The organism is Pseudomonas sp. L13 (assembly GCF_009935965.1).
Classification (GTDB): Bacteria; Pseudomonadota; Gammaproteobacteria; order Pseudomonadales; family Pseudomonadaceae; genus Aquipseudomonas; species Aquipseudomonas lactis.
In genome coordinates this window covers 25,484-45,628 of the sequence record NZ_QODJ01000053.1, presented here as the reverse complement: position 1 = coordinate 45,628, position 20,145 = coordinate 25,484, and the positions used below count along the sequence as shown (strand labels likewise).

General features: G+C 61.4%; 19 protein-coding genes. 10 read left to right on the top strand and 9 right to left on the bottom strand.

The window, feature by feature from the left end; genetic code table 11:
- The first annotated feature begins 458 nt into the window (after positions 1 to 458).
- The 4 genes from DK871_RS22385 (at position 459) to DK871_RS22370 (ending at position 3,783) form a co-directional block, all read left to right on the top strand.
- A complete protein-coding gene (locus DK871_RS22385) occupies positions 459 to 755 on the top strand; it encodes a DUF6124 family protein (RefSeq protein ID WP_161906663.1) in 297 nt (98 codons plus the stop codon).
- 209 nt (positions 756 to 964) lie between these two features.
- Positions 965 to 1,906 carry an ornithine cyclodeaminase family protein gene (locus tag DK871_RS22380; protein WP_161906662.1) on the top strand — a complete coding sequence of 314 codons (942 nt, stop codon included), beginning with the start codon at positions 965 to 967 and terminating at the stop codon, positions 1,904 to 1,906.
- 117 nt (positions 1,907 to 2,023) lie between these two features.
- A complete protein-coding gene (locus DK871_RS22375) occupies positions 2,024 to 3,157 on the top strand; it encodes an FAD-binding oxidoreductase (protein WP_161906661.1) in 1,134 nt (377 codons plus the stop codon).
- Positions 3,157 to 3,783, top strand: coding sequence for a transcriptional regulator (locus tag DK871_RS22370; RefSeq protein WP_161906660.1), 627 nt, complete (start codon positions 3,157 to 3,159; stop codon positions 3,781 to 3,783). The genes DK871_RS22375 and DK871_RS22370 overlap by 1 nt, the downstream gene beginning before the upstream one ends.
- 124 nt (positions 3,784 to 3,907) lie before the next feature.
- Here the strand turns inward: DK871_RS22370 and DK871_RS22365 are convergent, their stop codons facing one another.
- Together DK871_RS22365 and DK871_RS22360 are read right to left on the bottom strand one after the other, a co-directional pair.
- Positions 3,908 to 4,684: an ABC transporter substrate-binding protein gene (locus DK871_RS22365; protein WP_161906659.1), complete on the bottom strand. Its 777-nt coding sequence runs from the start codon at positions 4,682 to 4,684 to the stop codon at positions 3,908 to 3,910.
- A gap of 174 nt (positions 4,685 to 4,858) precedes the next feature.
- Positions 4,859 to 6,358, bottom strand: a complete 1,500-nt coding sequence (locus DK871_RS22360) for a CoA-acylating methylmalonate-semialdehyde dehydrogenase (RefSeq protein ID WP_161906658.1) — start codon at positions 6,356 to 6,358, stop codon at positions 4,859 to 4,861.
- 108 nt (positions 6,359 to 6,466) lie between these two features.
- On the opposite strand from DK871_RS22360, the gene DK871_RS22355 reads away from it, so the two are divergent.
- From DK871_RS22355 to DK871_RS22340, 4 genes are all read left to right on the top strand, one after another.
- Positions 6,467 to 7,408 (top strand): LysR family transcriptional regulator, encoded by a 942-nt coding sequence (locus DK871_RS22355; protein ID WP_161906657.1) that lies wholly within the window; start codon positions 6,467 to 6,469, stop codon positions 7,406 to 7,408.
- A 280-nt stretch (positions 7,409 to 7,688) separates the two neighbouring features.
- Positions 7,689 to 8,147, top strand: a complete 459-nt coding sequence (locus tag DK871_RS22350) for a (2Fe-2S)-binding protein (protein ID WP_014718046.1) — start codon at positions 7,689 to 7,691, stop codon at positions 8,145 to 8,147.
- Positions 8,147 to 10,384 carry a molybdopterin cofactor-binding domain-containing protein gene (locus tag DK871_RS22345; protein ID WP_161906656.1) on the top strand — a complete coding sequence of 746 codons (2,238 nt, stop codon included), beginning with the start codon at positions 8,147 to 8,149 and terminating at the stop codon, positions 10,382 to 10,384. Before DK871_RS22350 ends, DK871_RS22345 begins: the two co-directional genes overlap by 1 nt.
- Positions 10,385 to 10,400: 16 nt before the next feature.
- A complete protein-coding gene (locus DK871_RS22340; RefSeq protein ID WP_161906655.1) occupies positions 10,401 to 11,741 on the top strand; it encodes a cytochrome c in 1,341 nt (446 codons plus the stop codon).
- A 210-nt stretch (positions 11,742 to 11,951) separates the two neighbouring features.
- Here DK871_RS22340 and DK871_RS28695 read toward each other — a convergent pair whose 3' ends face one another.
- Positions 11,952 to 12,101, bottom strand: coding sequence for a hypothetical protein (locus tag DK871_RS28695; RefSeq protein WP_178116078.1), 150 nt, complete (start codon positions 12,099 to 12,101; stop codon positions 11,952 to 11,954).
- 132 nt (positions 12,102 to 12,233) lie between these two features.
- On the bottom strand, positions 12,234 to 12,677 hold the full coding sequence (locus DK871_RS22335; protein ID WP_014718042.1) for a DUF421 domain-containing protein: 444 nt from the start codon (positions 12,675 to 12,677) through the stop codon (positions 12,234 to 12,236).
- Positions 12,678 to 12,911: 234 nt separating this feature from the next.
- On the opposite strand from DK871_RS22335, the gene DK871_RS22330 reads away from it, so the two are divergent.
- The gene (locus DK871_RS22330) at positions 12,912 to 13,130 is read left to right on the top strand and encodes a hypothetical protein (protein WP_032892334.1); all 219 of its coding nucleotides are present in this window, start codon (positions 12,912 to 12,914) and stop codon (positions 13,128 to 13,130) included.
- Positions 13,131 to 13,133: 3 nt separating this feature from the next.
- Here the strand turns inward: DK871_RS22330 and DK871_RS22325 are convergent, their stop codons facing one another.
- A complete protein-coding gene (locus DK871_RS22325) occupies positions 13,134 to 13,973 on the bottom strand; it encodes a DNA/RNA non-specific endonuclease (RefSeq protein WP_161906654.1) in 840 nt (279 codons plus the stop codon).
- Between the two features lie 222 nt (positions 13,974 to 14,195).
- Here DK871_RS22325 and DK871_RS22320 point away from each other — a divergent pair, with 222 nt between their 5' ends.
- Positions 14,196 to 14,888 carry an alpha/beta hydrolase gene (locus DK871_RS22320; protein ID WP_161906653.1) on the top strand — a complete coding sequence of 231 codons (693 nt, stop codon included), beginning with the start codon at positions 14,196 to 14,198 and terminating at the stop codon, positions 14,886 to 14,888.
- A gap of 234 nt (positions 14,889 to 15,122) precedes the next feature.
- Here DK871_RS22320 and DK871_RS22315 read toward each other — a convergent pair whose 3' ends face one another.
- Genes DK871_RS22315 through DK871_RS22300 form a run of 4 tightly spaced genes read right to left on the bottom strand, consistent with a single transcriptional unit; the run spans position 15,123 to position 20,079 of the window.
- Positions 15,123 to 15,569: a hypothetical protein gene (locus tag DK871_RS22315; RefSeq protein WP_038449776.1), complete on the bottom strand. Its 447-nt coding sequence runs from the start codon at positions 15,567 to 15,569 to the stop codon at positions 15,123 to 15,125.
- Between the two features lie 11 nt (positions 15,570 to 15,580).
- Positions 15,581 to 16,705, bottom strand: coding sequence for a fimbrial protein (locus DK871_RS22310; protein ID WP_038449774.1), 1,125 nt, complete (start codon positions 16,703 to 16,705; stop codon positions 15,581 to 15,583).
- On the bottom strand, positions 16,702 to 19,299 hold the full coding sequence (locus DK871_RS22305) for a fimbria/pilus outer membrane usher protein (RefSeq protein ID WP_161906652.1): 2,598 nt from the start codon (positions 19,297 to 19,299) through the stop codon (positions 16,702 to 16,704). Before DK871_RS22305 ends, DK871_RS22310 begins: the two co-directional genes overlap by 4 nt.
- A 33-nt stretch (positions 19,300 to 19,332) precedes the next feature.
- A complete protein-coding gene (locus tag DK871_RS22300) occupies positions 19,333 to 20,079 on the bottom strand; it encodes a molecular chaperone (protein ID WP_038449772.1) in 747 nt (248 codons plus the stop codon).
- Positions 20,080 to 20,145: the final 66 nt, after the last annotated feature.

The window sequence follows — 20,145 nt, the reverse complement described above, 5'->3', positions numbered from 1 at the left end:
GGCCAGCGTGGTTTAACGGGGCGCCTGAGATCAAGATCAAAAGCAGATCAAGAGCAAGAGCGGCTCGCTTCGCATCGTGGTTACCGGCAGTCGCAGGCAAGCCACATTGATCGTATTGCACGCTTGGGTTAGTGGCATTTGGTCATGGTTTGTAAAGGGCCAGCAAGGCGTGTCCCTTTAAATTGCAGGACGTTTCCTAGACAATCCTTGCCGCCTTGTGCCTGCTGGATTCGGTGGCTAGTCTGCGGTCCGTCACTGCCAAATCAGTGATCGGGTTTAGTCGCCCGGCATTCCAAAAGGCGCATGATCCTCCATGAGTTTTAATGGTGGCTGTGCGCAGGGCGCCCTTGGGTGCGCCGGATTTTGCCTTTTGGCCGGTCGACTAACCTGCGTACAGCCGCCACCCTACGTTTAGTCGCGAAAGGTTCGGCTCCCTGAATCCAAAAGGAAGCTAAACAATGAGTAAAGTTCTACCCGATCCCGCAAAAGACCGCGCTGCCTTCAACCGCGCCATCGACCACTACCTCCCCACCCAAGGCTTCCATTGCGTCAACGAAGACCTGAGTTTCGAAGACGCCCTGCTCTACACCGCCAGCCTGCTCGACAGCGCTTCTGCCACGGCGCTGGATTGCGGTGAGCTGCTGCAAAGCCCTGAACGGGCGAAGATCCTGGCGGTGTGGCATCTGCTGGAAATTGCAAAAACCACCGTAGATCGCTCCATCGAGTGCCTGACCGGCACCAAGGCCACTGCCTAAACGCGCTTAAAACTGTGGGAGCGGGCTTGCCCGCGAAGGCGGTGTGTCAGTCACCGCATCTGCTGCTGCACTAACGCCATCGCAGGCAAGCCAGCTCCCACATTTGATCTTCATGGCTCTCTCCCACATTGATCTGATTTTTCCCTCGGGTTATTGCGGATAAAAACTAAAAGTCCATAATGGACAAATTAGTTTATCCGGAGAATCCCATGCCCACGACGCCCCTCGTTATCGACCAGGCCCAGGCCCGTACCTTGCTGGCTCAAGTCGACGTGCCCTTGGTCCTGCGCAAACTGTTCCGCGACCTCGCCGCCGGGCAAGCGGTGCAGCCGGCACAACAGCTGGTGGCGTTTCCCCATGATGGCGGGGATTTCATCAACTACTTGGGCGTATTGGCCGAAGACGGGGTGTACGGGGTCAAGACTTCGCCTTATATCGTGCGCGAGCAAGGCCCGTTGGTGACGGCGTGGACACTGTTGATGTCGATGCACAGCGGCCAGCCGTTGCTGTTGTGCGATGCCGCTGAATTGACCATTGCACGCACCGCCGCCACCACGGCCTTGGCGGTGGATGCGCTGGCCCCGGCGGCGGCGCAGCGCTTGGCGATCATCGGCAGCGGCAAGGTCGCCCAGGCGCACCTGCGTTATGTGCAGAACCTGCGCGACTGGCAGCAGATCCGCCTGTATTCCCCCAGCCTGGGAAGCGCTAGCGCCGAAACACACGCGCAGTTGGCCTGCCTGGACCCGCGCCTGACCCTCGCCGCCACCTGCGAGGCCGCCCTTGAAGACGCGGATGTAATCCTGCTCTGCACCTCGTCCGCCGGGCCGGTTATCGACCCGTCACGCTTGAGCAAACCCGCGTTGATCACCTCCATCAGCACCAACGCACCGCGTGCCCATGAAGTACCGCCGCACAGCCTCAACCAGATGCACGTGTTCTGCGACTACCGCCAGACCACCCCGGATTCGGCCGGTGAGATGCTGATCGCCAGCGAACAGCACGGCTGGGACAAACGCACGATTGTCGGCGACCTGCCCGAGTTGTTCAGCGACATGGCCCAACGCCCGGACTACGATCGCCACGTCTTTTTCCGCTCCATCGGCCTGGGCCTGGAAGACATCGCCCTGGCCAATGCCCTTTACCAACTGTAGGAGCGAGCTTGCTCGCGAAGACCTCACAGCTACTGCGTTTACACAGGATGGGCGCGTTATCGTTAACGTTTTTCGCGAGCAAGCTCGCTCCTACGAGGCTTATTTCGGGAGATATCCATGAGCCAGGCAGACTTCATCATTATCGGCGGCGGCATTGCCGGCGCGTCCACCGGGTTCTGGTTGTCGCAGCACGGCAAGGTATTGGTACTGGAACGTGAAAACCACCCGGCGTATCACTCCACCGGGCGTTCGGCGGCGCTCTACACCGCCGCATACGGCACCCCGCAAGTGCGCGCGTTGACCTTGGCCAGCCGGGCCTTCTTCGACCAGCCACCCGCAGGCTTCTGCGAACACCCACTGCTGACGCCCCGGGGCGAAATGACCGTTGATTTCAACGGTGACCCGGCCGAACTCGACAGCCAGTACCTGAGCGCCAAGGCCACCGTAGAGCAGGTGCAGCGCCTGACGGTCGATGAAGCCTGTGCACGCTTGCCGATCCTGCGCCGTGAAAAAGTCCACGGGGCTATCTACGACCCTACCGCTTGCGACATCGACACCGACGCCCTGCACCAAGGCTACCTGCGCGGTATCCGCCGCAACCAGGGCGAAGTACGCACCGACAGCCATGTGCTGGGCTTGAGCCGCGACGCCGACGGCTTGTGGCAGGTGCGCACCCAGGATGCGACCTTCACCGCGCCGGTCATCATCAACGCCGCCGGTGCCTGGGCCGACCATATCGGCGGGCTGGCGGGCGCGGCGTCCATCGGCTTGCAGCCCAAGCGCCGCTCGGCCTTTATCTTCGCCGGCCCCGAGGGCGTGGACAGCCACGACTGGCCGATGCTGGTAGCGCTCGACGAAGCGTTCTACATGAAACCCGATGCCGGCATGTTCCTCGGCTCGCCAGCCAACGCCGACCCGGTAGAACCCCAGGATGTGCAACCCGAAGAGCTGGATATTGCCATGGGCATCTACCAGATCGAGGAAGCCACCACCCTGACCATCCGCCGCCCCACGCGCACCTGGGCGGGCTTGCGCAGTTTTGTGCAGGACGGTGATTTGCTGTCGGGCTTTGACCCTCAGGTGCCGGGGCTGTTCTGGGTGGCCGCGCAAGGTGGCTACGGCATCCAGACCTCTCCCGCCATGGGCCAGGCAAGCGCCGCCCTGGTGCGCGGCGAACCGCTGCCGGAGGCTCTGACCCGGTTCGGCCTGGACGCTGGTATGCTCTCCCCGGTCCGCCTGGAGCCCCATTGATGAACACCGCTGAACAAGACAAGGTCATGCAGAACTTTCGCGCGATTGCCGATGCAATCGCCACGCTGTTCTTTCCCCATGCAGAAGTGGTGCTGCATGACCTGCGCACGCAAACCGTGGATTACATCGCCAATAACCTGTCCAAGCGCAGCCTGGGTGACGACTCGTCCCTGGAGGACATGCTCGACGGTGACGTCAGCGAGGTGAATATCGGCCCTTACGAAAAGCTCAACTGGGATGGCCAGAAAATCCGCAGCCTGAGCACCGTGCTGCACGACCACAAAGGGCGCCGCTTGGCCGTGCTGTGCATCAACCTGAATATTTCAATGTTCGAAACGGCCAAGGCGGCACTGGATTTGTTCCTGTCGCCAAGCAAGCTGATTGCACAGCCAGACGCGCTGTTTCGCGATGATTGGCAAGAGCGCATCAACACCTTCCTGCATGCCTGGCTGCGCGAGCGTCAGTTGAGCCTGAACCTGTTGACCCGCGACCACAAACGCGAACTGGTGCTGGCGCTGCACGCCGAAGGGGCGTTCAAGGGCAAGAGCGCCTCCAACTATGTGGCCAATGTGCTGGGCATGGGGCGGGCGACGGTCTACAAGCATTTGAAAGAATTGAAGGCTTAATCAGTTGTAGGAGCGAGCTTGCTCGCGAAGAACTTTAACGATAACGCGTGCATTCTGGGTAAACGCGGTGCCTGAGAGTTCTTCGCGAGCAAGCTCGCTCCTACAAGAGTTCGATCCGATGGCATCAGTCGCCGTAGATATCGGCCTTGAAGTACTGCTGTGAAATCTTCTGGTATTCGCCGCTGGCGCGAATGCCGTCGATGGCCGTGTTCAGTTCGCTGACCAACTCACCATTGCCCTTACGCACTGCAATCCCTGCACCCTCACCCACGTATTTCGGGTCCTTGAGCTCAGGGCCGACAAAGGCATAGCCCTGCCCGCGCGGCATCGACAGGAAGTCGCTCAGGGGGATGGTGTCGGCAAAGATCGCATCCAGGCGCCCTGCTGCCAGGTCCATGTAGATTTCTTCGTTATTGCTGTAGCGCTTGACGTTGATGCCCTTGGGTTCGAACACCTCGGTGGCATAGCGGTCGGTGGTGGTGGCGCGCTGTACCCCGACGTTCTTGCCCTTGAGGCTGGCGTACTGGTCATCCACCACGGCGCCGTCCTTCATCACCAGACGCGACGAGGTGAAGTAGTACTTGTGGGTGAAATCCACCGACTTCTTGCGGTCTTCGTTGATGGTCATGGACGACAACGCCATGTCGATCTTCTTGACCTTGAGGGACGGAATCAGCCCGTCGAACTCCCCTTCAATCCATACACACTTGACCTTCATTTGCGCACACAGGGCGTTGCCGATGTCGTAGTCGAAACCGACGATCTCGCCGTCGCCGGTCTTGGAGGCGAACGGTGGATAAGCGGCTTCAATGCCGATACGCAGGGTTTTCTCAGCGGCCAGCAAGTGGCTGGAGGCAAACAGGCTCAGGGCCAGGGCGGGAAGGAGGTGGCGTTTCTTCATGGAGGGGTTCTCGCAAGTTGTTGTTGGTTTGGCAAGAGTGAAGAAAAACGTGCAACGACTTTTTTGTACTTATAATTCCATACTGGACTTTTATGTGTTTACCCGTCAACAGGCAAAAAAAATGTGGGAAGGCTTGAGCCTTCCCACATCAGATCCTGCAGCACAGCTCGAACCTTACTTGGACACCGGCATCGCAAACTCCGCCCCCTGCTCAATACTCTCCGACCAGCGTTGCATGATCGACTTCTGCTTGGTGTAGAAGCGCACGCCCTCGGTACCGTAGGCATGCATGTCACCGAACAGGCTCTTCTTCCAGCCACCAAATCCGTGCCAGGCCATGGGCACCGGGATCGGTACGTTGATGCCGACCATGCCCACCTCGATACGCCGCGCAAACTCGCGAGCAATGTGGCCGTCGCGGGTGAAGCAACTGACGCCGTTGCCGAACTCGTGGTCGTTGACCAGCTTCACTGCCTCGGCAAAATCGTTAACCCGCACACAAGCCAGCACCGGGCCGAAGATTTCTTCGCGGTAGATGCTCATGTCCCGGGTCACGTGATCGAACAAGGTCGCGCCGAGCCAGAAGCCATTTTCCAGGCCGGGTTCGGTGGGCACGTAGTCACGGCCATCAAGCAACAACTGCGCGCCGGCGTGTACGCCCTGCTCGATGTAGCCACTGATGCGTTCCAGCGCAGCCCGCGACACGATCGGGCCCATCTCGGCTTTCAAATCGCGACCATCGGTGATGCGCAACGTCTTGGCGCGCTCGGTCAAAGCGGCGATGACTTTGTCACCCACGTCGCCTACCAGCACCGCCACCGAGATCGCCATGCAGCGCTCGCCGGCACTGCCGTAGGCGGCGCCCATCAGCGCGTCCACGGTGCGTTCGATATCGGCGTCGGGCATCACCACCATATGGTTTTTCGCCCCGCCCAGGCCTTGCACGCGCTTGCCGTTGCGGGCGCCGCTCTCGTAGATGTATTGGGCAATCGGCGTGGAACCCACGAAGCTCACGGCCTTGACGTCCGGGTGTTCGATCAGCGCGTCCACCGACTCTTTATCACCCTGCACCACGTTGAACACGCCTTTAGGCAGGCCGGCTTCATGCAGCAACTCGGCCATGAACAGCGAAGCGCTTGGGTCAGTCGGGCTGGGCTTGAGGATAAAGGTGTTACCCGCCGCAATGGCGATGGGGTACATCCACATCGGCACCATCACCGGGAAGTTGAACGGGGTCACGCCGGCGACCACGCCCAGCGGCTGGCGCATCGTCCAGTTGTCCATGCCACGGGAGACCTGGTCAGAGTGTTCGCCCTTGAGCAGGTTGGGAATGCCACAGGCGAATTCGAGAATGTCGATGCCACGGTCGACTTCGCCCTGGGCATCGGTGAACACCTTGCCGTGCTCGGCGACGATGATGCGCGCCAGGTCGTCCTTGCGTTCGCGCAGCAGGTGCAGGTATTGGAACAACACGCGGGCGCGACGGATCGGCGGGGTGTCGGCCCAGCCGGCAAACGCGGCCTGGGCAGCGGCGACGGCTTCGGCCACGGTCTGGCGGCTGGCCAGGGCCACGCGCGCGGTGACTTCACCGGTGGCCGGGTTGTAGACGTCCTGATAACGGTCATCGCGGCTGACGCGCTGGTCGTTGATGTAGTGCTCGATGGTTGCAGGCATGGCAGTCGATCCAGGTGGGTAGCGTTGGGCCACACGATAGGCTTTCGCTTTGTTCCTAACCAGAGCAGAATCTAGAACTTATTGTCCTTATAGGCGAACAATACACCCATGGAAAAGGCTGAGATCGAAGGGCTGTGGACCCACATTCACTGGCTGTCGGTGCTGGAGGAACAAGGCACCTACACTGCTGCCGCCGCGCGCCTGGGAGTGAGTAAATCGGCGGTGAGCCAGCGCATTTCCGACTTGGAAAAGGCCACCGGCACGCGCCTGGTGACGCGCACCACGCGCAGCGTGCGGCTGACCGATGCAGGGCTGTCATTGACCCGCGAAGTGCGCAGCGCCTACGCGCAGATCGCCCGCAGTTTTTCCTCGGTGCGCGACTCGGTCGGGGAGATACGCGGGTTGGTACGCCTGACCGCTCCCGTGGCCTTCGCCCGGCAACAACTGGTGCCGCACCTGTCCGGCTTTTTGCAGCAGTACCCCCAGGTGCGTATCCAACTGGATGTCTCCGATGCCTTGAGCTCACTGGCCGCCGAGGGTTACGACCTGGCGGTGCGCCACGGCTTCCAGGTGCCAGAAACCCACGTGGCGTGGAAGCTGTGCGATACCACCTCGGTGCTGGTCGCCACCCATGATTACCTGCGACGCCACGGCGCCCCCCGCGAGCCGGGCGACCTGTCGGCGCACAACTGCCTGTTTTACCCACGCGGCACCGACCAACCCGCCTGGACCTTCGAGCGCGGCAGCCAACCCCTCGAGCGCCTCACCGTGCCCATCGCCGGCAGCTTTGCTACCAACAACAGCGAAGCCTTGCGCGACGCCGCACTTAACCACCTGGGCATCGCCCTACTCCCGGACTTCAGCGCCCAGGCGGCGCTCACCGCTGGCAAAGTGGTGCAGGTATTGAAGGACTGGACACTCAAAGGCGCGTTTGCCGATGAAATTTACCTCATTCGGCCCTACTCGCCCCATGTGCCCAAATCGGTGACGGTATTGGTAGGGTATTTGAAGGAAAAGCTGTCAAGCGGGTTTCAATTTGATGGCTGCTGATGAAGGCTCTTGTAGGAGCGAGCATGCTCGCGAAAAACCCGAGAACCCCGCGTTAAACCTGATAGCGCGCGTTATCGTTGGCGATCTTCGCGAGCAAGCTCGCTCCTACAGATGACAGTGACCCAATCCTGTTGAATTCTTGCCTGATCCTCTGAACTTGAGGGCAATCGGATAGATAGCCCTTGCGCGTTGGTCTAGAGTTCGACGATGGGCGACTTTTAGTCGCACCGCTCCTATAAGAACTCAGCACCACCAACCGATGATCAGCAGGTGAGCCCGCATGGAATTACGTATCAACCAAAAGGCCTATCAGGTCGATGCCGAAGCCGACACCCCGTTGTTGTGGGTGATCCGCGACAACCTGGGCATGACCGGCACCAAGTACGGCTGCGGCCTGGCCCAGTGCGGCGCCTGTTCGGTGCTGGTGGACGGCAATGTGGTGCGCGCCTGCGTGACGCCTGTGGCCGGCGTGGTCGGTCGCGAGATCACCACCATCGAGGCCGTGGAGGCCGATGACGTGGGCAAGCGTGTGGTGGCGGCCTGGGTCGAACACCAAGTGGCGCAATGCGGTTACTGCCAGTCCGGGCAGGTGATGGCCGCCACCGCGCTGCTCAAGCACACCCCCGCGCCGACCAAGGCGCAGATCGACGCGGCGATGGTCAACCTCTGCCGTTGCGGCACCTACAACGCCATCCATGCCGCCATGGATGCCTTGGCCGCCGGGAAGGAGACCGCCTGATGAACACCAACGAGATCATTCCCGGCGTGACCCTAGGCGAACCGATCAACCTGTCCCGTCGCCGCTTCCTGGCCAGCACCGCCGTGGGCGCGCTGGTGATCGGCTTCGGCTTGCCGCTGGGCACCTCCCGCGTGCAAGCCGCGACCGGCGCTGCGGCTGAACGCGGCACACAAGTGCCCGCCTTCCTGGAGATTCGTCCCGACGGCAGTGTGCGCTTGCTCAGCCCCTTCATGGAAGGCGGCCAAGGCACCCACACCGCCATGGCGCAGATCGTCGGTGAAGAGCTGGATGCCGACCCGGCCACGTTCATCGTCGAAGCGGCCCCACCCGGCGAAGCCTACGTGGTGATGGAAAATGGCATGCGCATCACCGGCGGCAGTATGTCGGTGCGCATGAGCTACCCGACCATGCGCCGCCTCGGCGCCCTCGCCCGTGCCATGCTGATGCAAGCCGGTGCCGAGCAACTGCGCGTACCGCTCAGCGAACTGACCACCCAGCCCGGTCGCGTGGTGCACGCCGCTTCCGGTCGCTCCCTGGGCTACGGCGAACTGGCCGGGCGCGCCCTGGATATGCCGGTGCCCGACCCGGCCAGCATTACCCTGCGCGACCCGAGCCAGTTCCGCTGGATCGGCAAGCCGGTCAAGCGCCTGGATGCCTATGACAAATCCACCGGCAAGGCGCAGTACACCATCGACCTGAAAATCGACGGCATGCTCCACGCTGCCGTCCAGCATGCGCCACGCCTGGGCATGACCGTGGGCAGCCTGCGCAACCAGGCGCAGGTGCAAGCCATGAAAGGCGTGCATTCGGTTCACACCCTGCCCGGCGCCGTGGCCGTGGTAGCCGAGCGTTGGTGGCATGCCAAGCGGGCCGTCGAAGCCATTCAGGTCGAATGGCTTGAAGCCGCCGCCGACTCCACCGTGCGGGCGATGCCAGCGGATTTCTCCAGCGACAAGTACCGCGACTTCCTCGCCGCCCAGCAAGGCCCGGCCCGCGATGACGAAAACGAAGGCGATGTGGCCGGCGCACTGGCCAGCGCCAAGACCCGCGTCGAAGCCACCTACCACAACCAGTACCTCAACCATGCCCAGCTGGAACCGCCTTCAGCCCTGGCACGCTTTAACCCCGACGGCACGCTGGAGGTGTGGCTGCCTAACCAGGCGCCGGATATGTTCCGTGCCGACATTGCCAAGCGCACCGGTCTGAGCATTGAGCAAGTCACCCTGCACTCGCCGCTGCTGGGCGGTTTTTTCGGCCGGCATTTCCTGTATGACTCCGCAAACCCTTACCCGCAAGCCATTGCGTTGGCCAAGGCGGTGGGCCGGCCGATCAAGCTGATCTGGAGCCGTGAAGAAGAATTCGTGCGCGATGTATTGCGCCCGGTCGCCGTGGTCAAGTTCCGCGCCGCGCTGGATGACAAAGGCCTGCCCGTCGCCATCGAAGCGGTGAGCGCCACCGAAGGCCCCACCGAAGCCATTGCCGGCAAACAGGGGGATGCCATCGACCCTACTGCCCTGGAAGGGTTGTCGGGCAAGAGCTACGCGATACCCAACAAACGCATCGCGCAGATTTACGTCAAAGGCCCGGCCATGCTTGGTTATTGGCGCTCGGTGGGTAACTCGCTCAATGACTTTTTCTACGAAGCCTTCCTGGACGAACTGGCCGACAAAGGCGGCCATGACCCCTATGAACTGCGCCTGCACCTGCTGCGCGACAACCCGCGCCTGACCACCCTGCTGCAAGCGGCCGCCGAGCTGTCGGGCGGTTGGAAGCGTGGGCCTTACACCGCCGAAGACGGCACCCGTCGCGCACGCGGCGTGGCCATGGCCTCGCCATTTGGCTCCCATGCAGCGGTGGTGGCCGAGGTGTCGATCGAGAACGGCCAGGTCAAGGTTCATCACATCTGGCAAGCGATTGACCCTGGCAGCATCGTCAACCCGGCGATTGTGGAGGCGCAGGTTAACGGTGCCGTGGCCTTGGGCCTGTCGCAAACCTTGTTGGAGGAAGCGGTGTACGTGGATGGCAAGCCACGGGCGCGCAACTACGACCTTTATCCGGTGCTGCCGCCTTCGCGCATGGCGCAGGTACACGTGAAGATCGTCGAGAGCGGAGAAAAAATGGGCGGTATCGGCGAACCGCCGTTGCCGGCTGTGGCCCCCGCCGTGGCGAATGCGGTGGCGCAGTTGACTGGCCAGCGCATCCGCAGTCTGCCTTTGAGCCGCTACACCTTCAGCTAACCGACAGGGAATGCCCATGAATAACCGCCGATTCGCAAGAACCGCAGGGTGGCTGGTGCTGCCCTGCGTGGTCGCCGCCGGCCTGCTGGCCTGGTACGTCACCCGCGAGCCTGCCTCGCCTTTTGAACAGCAACAGGCCACGAGCTTCGACCCTGCACTGGTCAGCCGCGGCGAATACGTCGCCCGCGTAAGTGACTGCGTGGCCTGCCACAGCCTGCCGGGCAAGACGCCCTTCGCCGGCGGACTGGAAATGGCCACGCCACTGGGAGCGATCCACGCCACCAACATCACCCCCGACCGCGAACATGGCATTGGCACCTACAGCTTGGCCGACTTCGACCGCGCGGTACGCCACGGCGTGGCGCCGGGTGGGCGACGGCTCTACCCGGCCATGCCCTACCCGTCTTACGTAAAACTCAGCGATGACGACATCCAGGCGCTGTACGCATTTTTCATGAAAGGCGTGCAACCGGCCAATGAACCCAACCTGCCCAGCGGCATTCCCTGGCCGCTCAACCTGCGTTGGCCCATCGCCCTGTGGAACGGCGTGTTTGCGCCCACCGCTACCTACGCCGCCAAGCCCGGCCAGGACGCGCTGTGGAACCGTGGCGCGTATATCGTGCAAGGCCCCGGCCACTGCGGCAGTTGCCACACGCCACGCGGTTTGGCGTTCAACGAGAAAGCCCTGGACGAGTCCGGCGCGCCGTTCCTCGCCGGTGCCCTGCTCGACGGTTGGTACGCCCCCAGCCTGCGCCAGGACCACAACACCGGCCTGGGGCGCTGGAGTGAGGAACAGATCGTGCAGTTCCTCAAGACCGGTCGCAACCAGCATGCCGTGGTCTATGGCTCCATGACCGAAGCCTTCAACAACTCCACGCAGTTCATGCAGGACGATGACCTGGCCGCGATCGCTCGCTATCTCAAGTCGCTGCCCGGCGACCCGCAGCGTGACGGTAGCCCCTGGCAGTATCAAGCGGTGACGGCGCGCTCGGAAGCGCCTGGCGCCCACACGTACGCCACCCGCTGCGCCTCCTGCCACGGCCTCGACGGCAAAGGCCAACCCGACTGGATGCCGCCCCTGGCCGGCGCCACCTCGGCACTGGCCAAGGAAAATGCGTCGGCGATCAACATCACCCTCAATGGTTCGCAACGCGTGGTCACTGCCGGCCTGCCCGACGCGTACCGCATGCCAGCATTTCGTGAGCAATTGTCCGACCAGGAAATCGCCGACGTGCTGAGCTACGTGCGCGGTACCTGGGGCAACCACGGTGGCGCGGTCGATGCGAAGGCCGTGGGCAAGTTACGCGGGCATACGGACCCCGCGAGCAGTAGCCCGATCATTTTGCATATGCGCTGATAGGTCGCGATCAACTGTGGGAGCTGGCTTGCCTGCGATGCAAACACCTCGGCTCATCAGGTAGACCGAGTCGATGCATTCGCAGGCAAGCCAGCTCCCACATTGGTTATGTGTTGCCCACAGAATCAACGCCTGGCACAAGTCCCCTGTGGGAGCGGGCTTGCTCGCGAAGGCGGCCTGTCAGTTACTGCATCTTTAACTGAACCACCGCTATTTGCTCTCGTCCGCCTTGCCTTCCTGCATTTGCACCGATGACTGGGTGCCACTGTTGTTGTCTTTAGTGGCGTTATCGGCGTTGTCAAAACAGCCGTGCAGCAGGAACGCGCTGCACAGCCCGAGGCAGATATAGAGCTTCTTCATGATGGTTCACCTATTGACGAGTGAGTGATCTGCGTGACGAAAGCACGATTCGTCCGCCCATGATCTATCTGTCTGGAACAGAAGCGCTGGCGTTCAAAAAAAAGCCCCTTGGCTGACGAATGGGGCCGCGTGTTATTCAAACGGGATCACCGAAATCTTGCCGTTGCGCTCAAGAATCGCGAAGCGGATCTGCTTGAGCTCGACAAGCCCTTGGGTAGACCGGGCCGCCTCAAGGATGTCGCCCTCGTCCAGGCGCGCATGCTTGAGGCGTTTATGCAGCACCTGGCCTTGCTCGACCAGCACGGTCGGCCCTCCATCGAGCACACGCGCGAACCAGGCTGAACGCTGCTTGGCCAGCGAGAAACCAATGTCGATGGCAATCAAGGTGGCGATGACCAGCACGGCATTGGTCATCGAGAAATCTTCGCCCAGCAACGCCTGTTGGGTGGCTTCGCCGATGACCATCAACAGCACCAGGTCAAAGGTGGTGAGTTCAGCCAGTGTGCGCCTGCCCGCAACTTTGAACAGCACCAATAGCACCAGGTAAATCGCCACAGCTCGCAGTACAGAGTCCATGGTTGCCCCTCGCAACAGTGAATGGGAAACGACCGATTCATACGGATTAGGTGACCACCGCGCCGCTCAGGTTCATTCTTTCGACGCGCCCCGACCACCATCTAAAAAGATGATGGTTCCAGCGCAACTGAAGCGTTGAAGTGATCGAAATTTCGGCAGAAACCCAATTGATATAGGGACGCTTGAAGCGGGTCACACCTCTATATCGACCACGTTGAAGAAGGAACCCCTGTCATGAACGACTCACAACGCGCCTGGGAACTGGCCATGGTGTTGATTGCCAATGGCCGCATCCCCTTCGACCCCGCCAACCCGAGTGGGTCGGTGAAAATCCTGTCCAAGCATTTGCAAGCACTGGAAGAAGCACTGCGTGAACAGGCCACAGACGCCGCCACACATGAGCGCCTGGGCAAAAACAGCAGCCGCAGGCCCTCATTGGTGTGTGCCGACTAGGCGTCAGGCTTTGGTACGGCTACAGCCGATCCGGCTCGGCAACTGGCCCTGCCTGGCCTTCAGCATGGCTTGCATCGCTTGCGGCAAGGTGCTCCAGAACGTCAGCCCGGAGCGCTCTTCGATGTGGTCCACGGTGACCTGGTAATCGCAGAAGTCTGCGCCCTTGGGGGTTTCCTGGTTCATCACAAACGAGGCGTACAGGCCCGTTTCCGGAGAACTGCCGACCACGATGATTTTCCAGTAGCCGCTGGGGATGGTGTGAACTTTGTTCGTGCCCGGCAACGAGCCGACAAAATGCTCATACAGCGGCCCGGTGGCCACATACACCTGATCGACGCCTGGCTCCTTGCTGAGGTTGCGCTCCTGGTCTTCCAGGCGCACCCACGGCCCCTGGTTGAGTTCGGCCTTTTGCGGGGTGATGTTTGACAGGTAGTTGAGCGTTTGCCAATCGGCCACCCCGGCCATTGACGCGAGGTTGGCCTGATGCCCCCGGTCGATTTTGAGCGCGACGTTGGCACCGTTGTAATCCACCGGGTCCAGGGTTTCCCCGGTTGGAATATCCGGGTCGGTGCGCCAGTCACGGGAACGCCCGCTGGCCGCCGTGGCCTTGGTGATCTTGTAGGAGACCCAATTGGCAAACTTGGTCGAGCCGTTGTTGTTCAACGTGTAGGCCTGGCGGTTCAACGTCACCGGGCTGCCCCCGGTGGGGCAACTGATCGCACAGTTATCGAACGGCAAAGGTGGCGCCGGGAGGACGGCGGACTGGCGTGTGGGCGTGGTACAGGCGGCCATCAACGGGATCAACGAAAACGCCAGGTACTTGAACGATGTGCTTCCTTGCATGGTGTTACTCCTTGGGATGAGTCTTTTAAGAGACTGAATGGCCTCGGCCGATGCGCGTCCTGCGCAAACCGAGATGACCATTGAATCACATAAACATTTCTAAACGAGGACAGCAACCAGGCCGACGAACGTGCCCCCTTCGCGCCCCATAACTGTGCTATCCATAACGCCGCCCGTTGGCGGGCGATAGCACCACCTCATCAATGCACAAGGAACTTACACATGAGTGAGAAACCGGCAATTGTCTTGGTCCATGGTTTTTGGGGCGGTGCGGCGCACTGGAACCGGGTGATTATCGAACTGCACAACAAGGGCTATACCGATCTGCATGCGGTGGAGATGCCGCTGACCTCGCTGGCCGACGATGCCGAGCGTACCCGCAAGATGGTTGCGCAAATCAAAGGCCCGGTGTTGTTGGTGGGGCATTCCTATGGCGGCGCCGTCATCACTCAGGCGGGTAATGAACCGAATGTCGCAGGCCTGGTGTACATCGCGGCATTCGCCCCGGATGACGGCGAAAGCCCAGGCGGCATCACCCAGGAACATCTGCCAGAAGCCGCCCCCAACCTGGCGCCTGATAGCGACGGTTATCTGTGGGTCAAGCCTGAACAGTTCCACGACAGCTTCTGCCAGGACCTGCCCCAGCAAGAAGGTCAAGTCATGGGCGTCACCCAAAAGGCTCCGCTAGCGAGCACCTTTGGCGATGTGATCAGCAACCCGGCGTGGAAGAACAAACCGTCCTGGTACCAGATTTCGAGCCAGGACCGCATGATCCATCCCGATAACCAGGTGCGCATGGCCAAACGCCTAGGCACCCGGGAAACCATCACCCTGGATGCCAGCCACGCCTCCCTGGCGTCCAGGCCGGTAGAGGTCGCTGCGTTTATCGATAGGGCGGCGCGTTCGTTGTCGTGATGGTGTGATCAGACATGGCTGTCCCCAATGGCGCGTTCAGCGTTGCGTCCAATTGAACGCGCCGTATCCCTTTCCCACAACATTGCCGGTCACCCTTCTGAGCACTCTCAACACTGGGTTTTCAGTTGCGTATATGAAGACACTCTGGCGGCGCTGTTTGTCGCACCAGAGCATCAACAAAAAGCACAGCTTTATCGTACTCAGAGAGCATCGGGACGAACACACAGGTCACCTTCAAAAAGTGATGTGCTTAGCGCCCGATGGCTTATTTGACCCATTGCCCTGATTATCCCAACCAGCCTTGCCATCAACCTTTCTCATAAACGCCTCCAGCGCTTGCAGATCAGGCAACGGCGCCGTGCTGGTCAGCACGTTGGGCGCATGGCACCACGCAAGCGCGGGCGAAGCGCGTTCGCTCTGGCCATAGATCAACACATGACGAATCTGTGGGTTGTCCCTGATGAACCAGAGCAAATCGAATTTGACGCTGTGCGCCAGGGCGGCATTGATGATCAGCACATCCAGCGGCGTATCGCCGAAATCCACTGCACTCAATACTTCATCCAGCCGGTGTATCGGCGCGATGCGGTAATAGCCCAGCTGGTTCAACGCCCGTTCGATTTTCAAGCGGTAGAAATGCTGCCCATCGGCAATCAGAATGCGTAGCGCTTTATTGGTCATGTTCCCACCGCTCACTGATAAATGATCGTGAAGGTTGCCGACGCATTCGCCGGCCCCGGCGTGACCTTGGCCCCGGTTTGCAGGTAGCGCGCTCGCAGTGGGATGGCATAACTGCTTTCGGTGCTCCTGAGGGTCAGGCCCGTGTTTTGGTTGCTTGCCAGCGGCAGGGCAACGCCGTTACTGGTGGCGACCTGAATGCCGACGCCAGTCGCAGCAGGCGCGTTGCCGGCGGTGCTCGGGTCGAGGCTCAGGATGCCGTTGCTTGCATTGATGGCAGTCCGAGCCGGGTCGATGCGGTATTGCAGTGTGTTGTTGACGCGGGTTCCGCTGGTGCCGGTGCCTGAGGGTGAGTTACCACCTTGCGAAATCCAGCCGGGACCCGCGGCGGAGAATATGCCGTTGAACGCCGGGCAGTCATTTAGCGCAATGGAGAAGTCCGTCCAGCCGGTGGAACTGTTGAGGCCAGTGAATTTGTTGACCAGGTGGGTGCCCATCGGTACCGAGACATCCGGTGTGCTGCAGGTGCGCGAGACAATCTGGATGCTCCCGGAAATGCCCATCCTGAAGCCGCTCATTCTGGCGTCGCCGAAATTGCCGAACAGGCTCACGATCGGCAATGTACTGCCCACCAGCACACCTGGCGTCACCTCGCCGATCTTAATCAAGATCAGTTCAAAGTTCGAAGGCCCGTCAAAAGGCACGATGCATCTGAAACCCGCCGAACACGAGGTCCATGCCTTGGCGCTTTGCCTGGGCAGCAGGCCACCGTTGCTGTTGAAAGCAACGCCCAATCCGGGGATGCTGGTTCTGTAAACTTTATTGGCATAGGTGCCACTGGTTACATTGGCCAGAGCCTGGCTGGATTCAACGATAAGGTCGGTCCACTGCTGAAACGGCGCGACAAGGCACTCCAACTTCACCGCCTGACCTGAGGCCATGCTGAACTTTTGACGGTAGACCTCAGTGCCCACCGGCACATCCCGCCCGACGGTGATCGCCGAGATCTGCAACGGCATTGAGCCCACGGCAGGCCGGGTACCGTCCATATAGGAACAGGTGACTGCCATGGCCGTGCCGGCCGACGCCCACAAGGCCAAGCCCAGCCCCCCCAGTTTGATCAAAGAGCCGATGTTCATAACGCTACCTTTTGCTGGGTGTTGGGCCGCACGCTGTCAGCGACCTGTTTGCCGGCCGCACACACGGCGTCTACTTGTTGCAGCTGTTGCCCATCGCCGGGGCCCGGCGGGATCGTCAGGGCGCACTGCTGCTGCGCCTGGCTGCCCCAGTTGACCAGCAAACGGCGCGTTTCGGGTTTGATCCGCGCATACAGTTGACCGCCCTGCCCGACCACGCCCACGGTGGCACCCTCGCCATCGGTCACGCCCGCGCCGAACGGCAGGCTGCTGCCGTCGTCCAGGCGCACATTGAGCAGCACCGCGCGGCCCTGGTTGGTGGCGTATTTGAGGTGCACAACGGCACCGGCACGCGGCGCGGTCTGTTGGCTGGTTTCACTTAGCTCTACGTCCAGGGAACTGCCGATCGGGTCGATCGCCACCTCGTTCAATTCGTACGGGCGCAGGTAGGGCACCACGGCGTTGCCGCTGCCGTCGAGCCTCAGGCCCGGGTAGCCGGAGACCTTCGCGCCCTCGGCGCCTGGGGCGCTGACCACGGCCATGGTTTCACCGCGATAAGGCGTCATGGTCACCCCGTCGACATGGGCTACCACCGTGCCGCTGGCGCCCACCGACGCGCTGGTATAGCCATCGCCCCGGCCCAGGGCGGCACTGAGCATGGCGCGGGCGCCGGTATACTGGCCGTTGAGGGCTGCGCTCTTGGTATTGCTGCCACCGTCATGGCCGAAGGTGGCGCCGTAGCCGTACTGGCGGTCCTCGCCGGCGGTGCCGCTGATACCCGCCTGCTCGCTGTAATGGCTTCGGGGGTCCCGGCCCAGCTGTGCCGTCACTTGCGGCCCATAGCCCGGGCCGCCGAATTCCAGGGGCATGCTCATGGTCAGCAGAAAACTGTTTTCCATATCGCCCAGGCCCATCCGGCTGCGGTTAGCGTTCAGGCTGAAACTCACCCGGTTGAACTGCTTGCTGTAGCTGAACTGGTACTGCACGTCGCTGCCCTGCTGGTTCCAGTAGTTCTGGGCATAGCCGCTGATCGACACCTGACCCCAGGGCCCGAAGCTTTGGTCGGCGGTGACTGACAAGCGGCTGCGCGGGCGGCCGAACTCGCTGGTGTCCCAACCGTTTTTCTCGGCATCGAGCAGCTGCACGGCATTGCTGAAGTCCAGGTAGTCACGGGTAGAAAAACGATAGGCCGCTACCGAAAAGTTACTGCCGGTACTGAGGATGTTCTTGCTGTAGGACAGGCGCATGCTCTGCCCCTTCGCCCGGCCGGCAGCCAGATCGGTCTGGGCGTGCGTCACGTCCACCGCCATCGCGCCAATCGGCGTGCCGAACGCTACGCCTGTGAGGATGGCCGCGTAGTCATCGCTTGATTGCACACCGCCAAACCCGGTGAAGGTGTTGTTCAGACCATATTGCAGCGTGCCTTGCAAAAGGCGCGTCTGCTCGTCAACGAAGTTGTTGCGGGTTTCCCCGGCGGTGACACTGAAACGCGAGGTGCCAGGGCGCAGCAACTGGCTGACCGAGGCGTAGGGCACGATAAAGTTTTGTTCGGTACCGTCCGCCTCGGCCACGCTCACGTTGAGGTCGCCTCCGTAGCCGGTGGAGTACAGGTCGTCGATGACGAAGGCGCCGGGGGCGACCGTGGTTTCCAGCAGCACGTTGCCGGCCTGGCGAATGGTGACACGCGCATTGGTGCGGGCGATGCCACGGATAACCGGCGCATATCCGCGCATGGAGTCGGGCAACATGCGGTCATCACTGGCCAACTGTACGCCGCGATAAGACAAGGTGTCGAAGATCTCACCGCTGGTGTTGGACTCACCTACAGTCAGCTGGCTTTTCAGCGCAGTGATATCGCGTTGCGCGTAGCTGTCCAACGCCTGGTACTGGCTACCGTTGCGCGATTGCCAGCTCATCGAGGCATTGTGACGCAAGCGCCAGTCGCCCAGATTGAGGCCTGCATTGAGCCCCAGGAACGCCGAGTCATTGGTGCCGCTGCGGGTGCGGTTGCGATTGGCATTGAAGTTATAACTGAGCATCCCTGCAGTGACGCCACGGTCCCACAGTTCAGGGCTGACATAGCCACGCGAGTTACGCTTCAAGGCCGCCTGAGGGATGCTGAGGTCAAGTGCCTGGTTCTCCGGGGAGAAGTTCGCACTGGCGCCCTGAATCAAACTGCCCAACGCCGTGCAGCCTGGACCCTCAAGCGCCAGGCTGGCTTCGGGTGACAGTTTGGCGATGTTCACGCCCTGGCGCTCAAGCAGGCCATGATCCATGCACACCACCGGCTTGCTGCCGTCGGGCTGAGCCTCGATACGAATGTCCTGGCGACTGTTCAACTGGCCGTTGAGCATAACGTCCGCACGGTACTGCCCCGGGGTCACCGGGTTGCCGGCCTGGTATTTGCCGAGGTCAAGATTGCGTGAGTCTTCCGGCAGGAATGCATCGTTGAACTGCACCTCTTGCGCCAACGCGGCGTGGCCCCCCCAGGCGCATGGCGCGGCGGCCAATACCTTGAGTATCAAGCGGGTGAGCGGATTCAGGGCGAAGCGAGGCTGCGCCCCCAGGGGCGGCCTGGAGCGGGAAGAGGTCTGCATAAATGACTCGCGGGTAAAGACGTCAGGAATGGTTCAGGGCTTGAGTGCTGTCCGAGTCGGGATCAGCGCGCCGTAATCGTTGATTGCGCTGAACTCCACCTGTGCGCCTGGGGCTGGTCGGGTTTTAAGCGTCGGCAGCGGGAATTGCCGGGTTTGACCCGGGCCCACCATGCCGTCCTCACTGCGCGCGCGCTGACTGCCAGACACCAAGTCCAGCTCAACCAGCGATACGTGAAAAGCCGATGGATTGAACGCTCGCAGAGCCAGGCCCTGGCCATCGCGGGCCGTCACCAGTTGCCATTGCACCTGCTCGATCGCTTCGCTGGCGGTGCCTGCAAGGCCCGTCGGGCGGTAGAACAATTTGATCCGCGAACGGAAGGCCATTTGCAGAGTATTCAGGTCTGCCCCGGCCTCAGGTTTGGGTGGTATTTCCAGCACGTTGAGCCAGAACACCGACTCCTTGTCCTGGGGCAGCGCTGCCCCGGTAAACAATACGCGCAGGCTTTGGCCCTTGGTCGGGTCGATACGCGCCACCGGAGGCGAAAGCAGAAACGGCGCCTTGGAGCTGGTGGGCGTGGACTCCACACTGCCGGTATCAATCCACGCTTGCATCAACGCGGGTTGAGTACCGTTGTTATTGAGTTTTACTGTGACTTCTTTCTGGTCTGCCGGGTAGATCACGCGGGTGCCGGTGATCACCACACCTGCCAGCGCCTGGGAACACCCAATTGCCACAAGACTTGCCAGAAGCATTTGTTTAAATGGAAGTATGCAAGGCATGACGTAGTCCCAATGCCGCCCCGAAAACACGCCCTTTAACTATTCAACAGGGCGTGTAGTCATTAC